The 8,940-nt window shown below is 62.4% G+C and carries 9 protein-coding genes; 2 read left to right on the top strand and 7 right to left on the bottom strand.

Annotation, left to right across the window (positions count from 1 at the left end; translation table 11 throughout):
• Nucleotides 1-2,153 (bottom strand): catalase/peroxidase HPI (gene katG / locus ACJWXQ_RS06275; RefSeq protein ID WP_406672388.1); only part of this gene is annotated, 2,153 nt, incomplete at its 3' end.
• A 179-nt stretch (nucleotides 2,154-2,332) separates the two neighbouring features.
• Between katG and yghU the strand changes: the two genes are divergently transcribed.
• Both yghU and ACJWXQ_RS06265 read left to right on the top strand, forming a co-directional pair.
• Nucleotides 2,333-3,226: a glutathione-dependent disulfide-bond oxidoreductase gene (gene yghU / locus ACJWXQ_RS06270; RefSeq protein ID WP_346050969.1), complete on the top strand. Its 894-nt coding sequence runs from the start codon at nucleotides 2,333-2,335 to the stop codon at nucleotides 3,224-3,226.
• 64 nt (nucleotides 3,227-3,290) lie between these two features.
• On the top strand, nucleotides 3,291-4,922 hold the full coding sequence (locus ACJWXQ_RS06265) for a BCCT family transporter (RefSeq protein ID WP_346050968.1): 1,632 nt from the start codon (nucleotides 3,291-3,293) through the stop codon (nucleotides 4,920-4,922).
• A gap of 79 nt (nucleotides 4,923-5,001) precedes the next feature.
• On the opposite strand, the gene ACJWXQ_RS06260 is transcribed toward ACJWXQ_RS06265, so the two are convergent.
• The 6 genes from ACJWXQ_RS06260 to ACJWXQ_RS06235 all read right to left on the bottom strand — a co-directional run.
• The gene (locus tag ACJWXQ_RS06260; protein ID WP_346050967.1) at nucleotides 5,002-5,805 is read right to left on the bottom strand and encodes a DUF2189 domain-containing protein; all 804 of its coding nucleotides are present in this window, start codon (nucleotides 5,803-5,805) and stop codon (nucleotides 5,002-5,004) included.
• 76 nt (nucleotides 5,806-5,881) lie between these two features.
• Nucleotides 5,882-6,517 carry a high frequency lysogenization protein HflD gene (hflD, locus tag ACJWXQ_RS06255; protein ID WP_406672387.1) on the bottom strand — a complete coding sequence of 212 codons (636 nt, stop codon included), beginning with the start codon at nucleotides 6,515-6,517 and terminating at the stop codon, nucleotides 5,882-5,884.
• Entirely contained in the window at nucleotides 6,517-7,659 is a 1,143-nt protein-coding gene (mnmA, locus tag ACJWXQ_RS06250; protein WP_346050965.1) for a tRNA 2-thiouridine(34) synthase MnmA, read from the bottom strand. Before mnmA ends, hflD begins: the two co-directional genes overlap by 1 nt.
• A gap of 118 nt (nucleotides 7,660-7,777) precedes the next feature.
• Complete coding sequence (locus ACJWXQ_RS06245; RefSeq protein ID WP_406672386.1) at nucleotides 7,778-8,242, bottom strand: NUDIX hydrolase; 465 nt, start codon at nucleotides 8,240-8,242, stop codon at nucleotides 7,778-7,780.
• 3 nt (nucleotides 8,243-8,245) lie between these two features.
• A complete protein-coding gene (locus ACJWXQ_RS06240) occupies nucleotides 8,246-8,740 on the bottom strand; it encodes a hypothetical protein (RefSeq protein ID WP_346050963.1) in 495 nt (164 codons plus the stop codon).
• Nucleotides 8,740-8,940: GNAT family N-acetyltransferase (locus tag ACJWXQ_RS06235; RefSeq protein ID WP_406672385.1), on the bottom strand; the 201-nt coding region annotated here is incomplete at its 5' end. The genes ACJWXQ_RS06235 and ACJWXQ_RS06240, both read right to left, overlap by 1 nt.

Below are 8,940 nucleotides of genomic sequence, written 5' to 3'. Positions count from 1 at the left end.
TTGGAGGCGTAGGCCTCGGCGACGGCACGGAGCTCGGTGTGTGAACCGAAGATCAGGTCCACCGGGGTGGCGGTCCACTTCACTTCGCCGTTGCTGCGATCGCGGCCGATGTAGACGCCCGGATCGTCGGAGGACTGCTCCCACTGGGTGGACATGTCCAGCAGGTTGACGAAGTACTCATTGCTCAGCTTGCCGGTGCTGTCCACGAACAGGCCGTGCTCCACGTCGTTGGCGTTGGCGCCAAGGGCCCGCATGCCACCGACCAGAACGGTCATTTCCGGTACCGTCAGGTCAAGCAGGTCGGCGCGGTTGACCAGGGCCTCGGTGGGAGAAAGCCGGCTGTCTTCGCGGTAGTAGTTGCGGAAGCCGTCCGCCCGCGGTTCCAGCACGGCAAAGCTTTCCACGTCGGTGTCTTCCTGGCTGGCATCGGTGCGGCCGGGCTCGAAGGGCACCGTGACGTCATGGCCGGCCTCGCTGGCAGCCTGCTCGATGGCCGCCGCGCCGCCGAGCACGATCAGGTCGGCCAGGGAGACGCGCTTGTTGCGGCGCTGACTGTCGTTGAAGTCGTTCTTGATGCCTTCAAGGGTGTCCAGTACCCGGTCCAGTTCCTCCGGGTTGTTAACTTCCCAGCCGCGCTGGGGCTCCAGGCGGATGCGGGCACCGTTGGCGCCACCACGCATGTCACTGCTGCGGAAGGTGGCGGCAGAGGCCCAGGCGGTGCGGACCAGTTCAGCCACGGTCAGGTCCGTATCAAGGATCTCCGCCTTCAGCCGGCGTACGTCGCGGTCATTGATCGGGCGATAGTCGGCCTCGGGGACCGGGTCCTGCCAGATCATGGCCTCGTCCGGGACTTTCGAGCCCAGATAGCGAGAGCGCGGGCCCATGTCGCGGTGGGTCAGCTTGAACCAGGCCCGGGCGAAGGCTTCCTCGAACTCCTCGGGGTTCTCCAGGAATCGCTTGGAGATTTCCCGATAGGCCGGGTCCTTTTTCAGCGACAGGTCGGTGGTGAACATGATCGGCGCATGACGCACGCCCTCTTCGTGGGCGTCGGGCACCAGGTTGGCGGCCTGGCCGTCCTTGGGCACCCACTGGATGCCGCCGGCCGGGCTTTCGGTCTGTTCCCATTCAAAGGCGAACAGGTTCTCGAAGAACTGGTGGGTCCAGCGGGTGGGGTTGGCGGACCAGGCCCCTTCAAGGCCACTGGTGAAGGTGTCGGCGCCCTTGCCACTGCCACACTCGTTCTGCCAGCCCAGGCCCTGCTGCTCGAGCGGGGCGTCGGTGGGTTCGGGGCCGACGCAGTCCTGGGACACGGCGCCGTGGGCCTTGCCGAAGGTGTGCCCACCGGCGATCAGGGCGACGGTCTCTTCGTCGTTCATGCCCATGCGGCCGAAGGTGGTGCGGATCTGTTCGGCGGCAGCGAGGGGGTCGGGCTTGCCGCCCGGGCCTTCCGGGTTCACGTAGATCAGGCCCATCTGGGAAGCGGCCAGGGGACGGTCCAATTCGCCGCCTTCATTGATGCCCTCGCCGTGGCGTTCATCGCCCAGCCAGACGGATTCGGGGCCCCAGTAAACCAGGTCGGGCTCCCAGTCATCGTCGCGGCCACCGGCGAAGCCATAGGTTTCAAAGCCCATGGACTCCAGAGCCACGTTGCCGGTGAGGATCATGAGGTCGGCCCAGGAGAGGCTGCGGCCGTACTTTTGCTTGACCGGCCATAGCAGGCGCTCGGCCTTGTCCAGGTTGACGTTGTCCGGCCAGCTGTTGAGGGGCTCGAAGCGCTGTTGGCCGCCGCCGGCGCCACCCCGACCGTCGAAGATTCGATAGGTGCCGGCACTGTGCCAGGCCATGCGGATGAATAGGGGGCCATAATGGCCCCAGTCGGCCGGCCACCAGTCCTGGGAGTCGGTCATGACTTCTTCGATGTCGCGCTTGACCGCTTCCAGGTCCAGCTCGCTGAAGGCTTCGGCGTAGTCGAAGTCTTCACCGTAGGGATTGGAGCGGGGGTCGTGATTGCGGAGCGGGCTGAGATCCAGCTTGTTGGGCCACCAGTAGTCGGCCGAACGGGGAGGCTGTTCGGCGATGGCGGGGCCCGAGAGGGCGATGGATGACAGCAAGGCTGCTGTCGCCGCCGCCAGGGGCAAGGTGAGTTTATTCATTGCAGAACTCCCTGTTGTTTGTAACGCTGTTGGAAAATCCCCTATAGCCTATTTTTTTCGGAGTAAGCGTTCCAATTGATTGTTGCTATATGGTTGATTGAAATATTTTTGTAATGGGCTGCATCGTGGCGTCGTCGTCCGGTGGAGCCAAAGCCTTTTCATCAAACCCGGGAAGCCTCATGAGCAAAGAGAATCCATCGTCCTATCAGCCCCCTCGCGTCTGGCAGTGGGAAGAGCCGGAGAACGGAGGGCGATTCGCCAGTATCAATCGCCCGGTCGCCGGGGCAACCCATGAGCAGGATCTGCCGGTAGGCCGGCATCCCCACCAGCTCTACTCCCTGGCCACACCCAATGGCGTGAAGGTGACGGTGCTGTTCGAGGAGCTGCTGGAACTCGGGATCAAGGAGGCAGAATACGATGCCCACCTGATCAATATCCTCGAAGGCGAGCAGTTTGGCAGCGGATTCGTGGACGCCAACCCCAATTCCAAGATTCCGGCCATGGTGGACCATAGTAGCGAGCCGGCCACGCGCGTGTTCGAATCCGGCGCCATTTTGCTCTACCTGGCCGAGAAGTTTGAGGCCTTTCTGCCCACCGGCCATGCCGCCCGGACCGAAACCCTGAATTGGCTGTTCTGGCAGATGGGCAGCGCGCCACTTGTAGGCGGTGGCTTTGGGCATTTCTATGCCTATGCGCCGGAATACTACGAATACCCCATCAATCGTTACACCATGGAAACCAAGCGCCAATTGGACGTGCTGGACCGTCGCCTGGCCGATCAGCCTTATATCGCCGGCAAGGAATACAGCATTGCCGACATGGCGATCTGGCCCTGGTACGGGGTGCTGGTTCTGGGGCGGCTCTATGATGCGGCCGAGTTTCTGGCCGTGCATGAATACAAGCATCTGCTGCGCTGGGCACGTCAAATCGATGAACGACCGGCGGTTCAGCGTGGGCGCATGGTGAACCGCATCTGGGGCGAGCCCGAGGAGCAGCTCCCGGAACGGCATGACGCCAGCGATTTCGAGCACCGCACGCAGGACAAGCTGGACCAGGCCAAGTCGGAAAGCTGACAGCGTCGAATCAGAACAAGCCGTGTTAGCCTTTCCGGTCTGTTGATTCAGGCCGGAGGCGAGCATGTATTACGATCAAGCGAAGTCGGGGCTGTTCAAGGGCATGAACCCCACAGTGACCGTGGCATCCCTGGCGGTCATGGTGGTGGCCCTGGTGTTCGGCGCCTTTCATACCGAAACAGTGGCTGGCGTATTGGCCTCGGTGCGTGAGCAGGTCAATCCATTCCTCGAGTGGTATTACGTCTTCGTGGTGGCCCTGCTGCTGTTTCTGATGATCTGGCTGGGCATCGGGCGATACAAGAACGTTCGGCTCGGGCATGACCTGGAGCAGCCCGAATTCGCTTTCTTCTCCTGGGTGGCCATGCTCTTCGCCGCCGGTACCGGGGTGGGGATTCTGTTCTGGGCCGTTGCCCAGCCCATCCTGCAGTTCGAGAACAATCCCTTCGTGGCCGAGGGCATGAGCCCGGAGGCGGCCCAGGTGGCCATGCGCTTGACGTTTTTCCATTGGGGCTTGAATGGCTGGGCCATTTTCTCCTTCGTGGGCCTGGTGCTTGGCTATTTTGCCTTCCGGCGGGACCTGCCCTTGACCATCCGTTCCGGCTTGCAGCCATTGCTGGGCCGGCATTGCCACGGGCCGGCGGGTAACCTGGTGGACACCCTGGCGGCCTTTGCCACCGTCTTTGGCATTGCCACCACCCTGGGTCTTGGGGTTCAACAGATGAATGCGGGGCTTACGCAAGTGTTTGACCTTGCCCCCAGCGTCACGCTTCAGCTTGCGGTTACCTTCGGCATCATGGGGATTGCCACGCTGTCGGTGGTTTCCGGCGTCAAACGAGGGGTGAGGGTGCTTTCGGAGCTCAACTTCTGGCTGAGCGTGGGCGTGGTGTTTTTCCTGATCGGTTTTGGCCCCACCCATCACCTGATTGCCATGACCCTGGAAAGTGCCGGCGCCTATGTAGGCAGTCTGGTCAACATGACCTTCTATACCAATGCTACCCATGACGATGGCTGGCAATCGGAGTGGACGGTGTTCTTCTGGGGCTGGTGGCTGGCCTGGTCGCCCTTTGTGGGCATGTTCATCGCCCGAATCTCGCGGGGCCGGACCTTCCGGGAGTTCGTCATGGGGGTCTTGCTGGTGCCCACCGTGATTACCATGGTCTGGATCGGCCTGTTCGGTGGTACCGCCCTGTATCAGGAGCTTTTCGGCGATGGCGGAATCGTGGAGGCGGTGAACGAGGATGTGGCAACGGCGCTTTTCGTCACCGTTGAGGGCATGGGTCTTGGCCTGTTGGGGTTGATTGTGTCCCTTGGCCTGATTCTATTGATCGGCACCTACCTGATCACTTCCGCCAATGCCGGGACCTTGGTGATCAATACCATTCTCTCAGGCGGTGATGCCGAACCGCCCACGTTCCATCGAATTCTCTGGGGAGTCATTCTGGCATTGTTGACCGCGGTCATGCTGGTGGCAGGCGGGCTGGAGACCCTGCAGTCGGCGGTGATCATGGCCGCCATGCCGTTCTCTCTGATTATCCTCGGCATGGTATTCGGTCTGATTCGCTCATTGCATGCGGAACGCTACGCAGCTCGGGCCGGTGAGCGCTTCGAAGCTCCGCGTGAGCCCTGGGCGGATCTGGACGATGCCGGTGTGGAGCCGACGACCGTGTCCACTGATCAGCTCCACAAGGCCAATTGATCCGAACTGCCGGAACATGGGGAGCGGCCGGGCCTCGATCTGAAACCGTTTGAAGGGCCAGATCGAAGCCCGGCCGGCTTTATCCTTCCGAGACCAGGTCCCGATAGGCGTGCCAACTGGCATGGCCCAACAGGGGCAGGGTCACCGCCAGGCCGATCAGGAAGAACGCGAGGCCGGCGAAGGTCACCACGCTCAATATCAATCCCCATACCAGCATCGGCCAGAAGTTTCTCTGGACCACCGCCAGGCTGATGATGGCCGCTTCCAGTACGCTGGTTCTGGGTTGATCCAGAAGCCGCGGAATGGATACCACGCTGAGCGCAAAGGCCGTGAAGGCCAGCACCATGCCAATCAGGCTCCCGACAATCACCATGGTGATACCGGGGGTGGACAGCAGCAGTTCGCTATAGACCATGCCGGGGCTGTCCAGGACCGGAATATTGGTGCCGAAGAAGAGGGCGAACAGCAGGGTGGCGAAGCGGATCCAGGCGAGCAGGAAGACCATCAGCAACACGCCCAGCAGGAAGATCTGGGTGGTGTTGGTCCGCCAGGCCAGAAAGCCGGCTGACAGGGAGGGTTGCCGCCCTTCTGCCAGATCGCGGCTCATGGTATAGGTACCGACCGCAACAATCGGGCCCATGAGCATGAAACCGGCCACCAGCGGCAGCAGCCAGTACCCCTGGCCGGCGGCCCACAGGCCGAGAATGAGCATCAGGCTGACGCCCACCCAGATCAGGCCATAGGCGAGGCTGCTTTGTGGGCATTGGCGCAGGTCCTGCCAGCCGGCCCTGAGCCAGGACCAGGGCCGATCAACCGGAACGGTATGAATTGTTACCGGATTGCCCCCACCCAAGTCGAGCTTGCCCGCATCTGCTTCGCTCATCTCTTTGTCCTCCATGTTTGCCTGAGACAAGCATAGCAGGCCTGAGACCGGGCAAAAGCAATTTGTGGCAGGGCTCTCAGCCCTCGTCGGTAGCGGTCTCGCGGGACAGGCGCAGGGCTTCTTCGGCCAGTGATTGACGCCGGAAAATCAGACTCAGGCGGCTGCCGCCCAGTTGATACCAGAGTACGGCCGAGCGAATGCCGGCCAGGAGCAGACTGCGGATACGATTGACCACCCGCGGGTTCTGAAGATGACTGTCGTTGCCGCTGACCATGATGCGCGGATGAATCTGGCCGGCGGTTTCGCTATAGGTATCGGCCAGTCCGGCGAAGACATTGTCGTGGTCGCGACCGAAGTGGGCCACGGAGCGCTCGGCATTGTTGATGCCGCTGCCGAGCTTTTCCAGCAGTTGCGGGTTCTTTCGCAGCTTGCGGGCAATGTGCATGACCCCAACGGCGTATCGGGTGAGCATCATGTCCTCATCGGGCACTCGCTCGGTGAGCAGTCGATGGAAAAGGCGCAGGCCCTGGCTCACGGCTTTGATGCCGCCAAAGATTTCTTCGGTCTGTTCAGCGTCTCGGGTGAGCACGCTGAGCACGGCGGTATCCAGGATGGCATTGTCCGTCTGCCCCTGGCGGGCGAGATCATGGACACCTTTCACCGATTGAAACACCCCCGCCAGAGCAAGGACGCGATCACGACGTTTGGACATCAGGCTGTCTCCCGCCTGGGAATGGATGAAGGGTTCTCGGCGCGAATGGCCTGATCAATGACGGCACCCCCCAGGCATTCCTCTCCCTGGTAGAAGACCACGTACTGCCCGGGGGTGACCGCACGCTGGCGATGATCGAATCGCACCGCCAGCCGGTCTTCTGACAGCAACTCGACCTCGCAGGTCTGATCGGCCTGGCGGTAACGGGTCTTGGCGCTACAGCGAAAGGGGAAGTTTGTAGGTGCCTGCAACCAGTGTGGCTGGGCGGCGATCAGGCCGACATGCTGGAGCAGGGGATGATCATGACCCTGCACGGCAATCAGGGTATTGTCGCGGACGTTCTTGTCGGCGACGTACCAGGGCGCATCCGGGTAGCCCGGCACACCGCCGATACCCAGGCCCTGACGCTGACCTATGGTGTAGTACATGGCGCCCTGGTGTTCACCGATCTCTTGCCCGTCCGGGGTCAGGATGGGCCCGGGCCGGGCCGGCAGGTAGTTGCCCAGGAACTGGCGGAAGGCGCGTTCGCCGATGAAGCAGATGCCGGTGCTGTCGCGCTTGGCGTGATTATGCAGACCGGCTTCCACGGCGATTTCCCGGACCCGTTCCTTTTCCAGCTCACCCACCGGGAACAGGGTCTTGGCGAGCGCCTCCGGGTGAATGCCATGGAGGAAATAGGTCTGGTCCTTGTTGCCATCCAGGCCCTTGAGCAGGTGGGCTCCGTACTCGTCACGTCGGACCCGGCAATAGTGTCCGGTGGCAATCCAGTCGGCACCCAGGCGCAAGGCATAGTCCAGGAAGGCCTTGAACTTGATCTCGGTGTTGCAGAGCACGTCGGGGTTGGGGGTTCGGCCGGCGGAATATTCCTCCAGGAAATAGCTGAACACCCGTTCCCGGTACTCGGCGGCGAAACTGACCCGCTGAATCGGGATGTCCAGTTCTTCCGCGACGCGGCGGGCATCCTGAAAGTCTTCGGCGGCGGTGCAATAGCCCTGCTCATCGCCTTCCGCCTCGGCATCCCAGTTGTCCATGAACAGGCCGCGCACGTCATAGCCCTGTTCCACCAGCAGGTAGGCGGAGACGGCGGAATCCACGCCACCGGAGAGCCCGACGACGACGGTTTGTGACTGCTTGTTGCGCATGGGGGTATTTTAACTGTTTGGATGAGGGGAATGCGATTGTGGGGAAAGTTCTGAGTTCCGAGTACTGAGTGCTGGGGAGGCAAATCCGCACTCAGTACTCAGCACTCGGAACTCAGAACTATTCCTCCGGCCAGCCATCGGGAAGATGGCTGAGCGCATCCAGGGGATAGCGTTTGCCGTTCAGGTAGTCATCCACGCAGCGCAGGACCAGGGGGCTGCGAAGGCGGGCCTGTTCGGCGGCGATTTCATCGCGGGACAGCCACAGGGTGCGGACAATGCCGGTGTCCAGGGCCTGGGTGGGGTTGTAGTGGCGGGCCTGGCCGCAGAAGTTGACCCGCAGGAATGTCTTGTCCCCCGAGGCTGTGCGCCAGAGATAGATGCCACTGATGGATTCGGGTTCGAAGTCGCGGGCGCTTTCTTCCTGGACCTCGCGAATGACGGCATCCACGAGGCTTTCACCCGGCTCCAGGTGGCCGGCGGGATTATTGAGCTGGAGTTGGCAGCGGATTTCTTCCTCGACCAGCAGGAAGCGGTCGTTTTCCTCGACGACCGCCGAGACCGTGACATTGGGTTTCCAGGTCATGGCCTAGACCCCCAGCTGCCGGAACTCGGTCTCCGGCTCGCTGCGATCCCACATCTGATCGAAGCGTTGGCGCAGTCGTCGCGCCTGGGTTGGATCATTCGGTGACCAGCGGCCCTCCAGGCGATCGGCCAGGGGGCGATAGAGATAGCCGGTCTCGTCGCTGACGATGAAGGCATCCGCTTCCTCGGCGTCTTCCCGGTGGGGACGGTGCAGGCTGACGTGGGAGCTGACCCGGCGAGCCAGCCGGATCAGACCATGCCCTTCCTTGATGGCGCGGGTAGGGTCCTGACAGATCACCCGCAGGCCGGTGTGGCGGCTGCGGATGACAAGCTGGCGTACGGCCTCCAGGAACTCGCTCTGGTCCAGTACCGCCGGTTCCAGGTCGCGGGTAAATATAAGCAGCTCACGACGCGTGGCCTCGGCCAGTTGCCGGGCGGCCTCCCGGCTGTCGTCACGGTACTCGAGGGAGCCGCCGGTGTTCTGCGGATCATCACTCATCAGGCATTTTCCTCGATCCGGCGGCGCATCATGCGGTGCTGAATGCCGGCCTCGTCGAATTCCGGCCCTTCGGCAACGAAGCCGTAGCGCTCATAGAAACCCAGGGCGACAGTCTGGCCATGAAGGTAGCACTCCGGGATGCCGGCGCTGCGGGCCTCGTCCAGCAGCGCCTGGAGGATGGCGCCGCCGACGCCATGACC

The organism is Natronospira sp., from assembly GCF_007134575.1.
Taxonomy (GTDB): Bacteria; Pseudomonadota; Gammaproteobacteria; order Natronospirales; family Natronospiraceae; genus Natronospira; species Natronospira elongata.
This window is presented reverse-complemented; position numbering and strand designations above follow the sequence as displayed.

Excerpts from the sequence above, each read along its gene's own strand:
- yghU (WP_346050969.1), top strand. The coding sequence starts at position 2,333 with ATGAGCAAAGAGAATCCATCGTCCTATCAGCCCCCTCGCGTCTGGCAG.
- ACJWXQ_RS06265 (WP_346050968.1), top strand. The coding sequence starts at position 3,291 with ATGTATTACGATCAAGCGAAGTCGGGGCTGTTCAAGGGCATGAACCCC.
- ACJWXQ_RS06260 (WP_346050967.1), bottom strand. The coding sequence starts at position 5,805 with ATGAGCGAAGCAGATGCGGGCAAGCTCGACTTGGGTGGGGGCAATCCG.
- hflD (WP_406672387.1), bottom strand. The coding sequence starts at position 6,517 with ATGTCCAAACGTCGTGATCGCGTCCTTGCTCTGGCGGGGGTGTTTCAA.
- mnmA (WP_346050965.1), bottom strand. The coding sequence starts at position 7,659 with ATGCGCAACAAGCAGTCACAAACCGTCGTCGTCGGGCTCTCCGGTGGC.
- ACJWXQ_RS06245 (WP_406672386.1), bottom strand. The coding sequence starts at position 8,242 with ATGACCTGGAAACCCAATGTCACGGTCTCGGCGGTCGTCGAGGAAAAC.
- ACJWXQ_RS06240 (WP_346050963.1), bottom strand. The coding sequence starts at position 8,740 with ATGAGTGATGATCCGCAGAACACCGGCGGCTCCCTCGAGTACCGTGAC.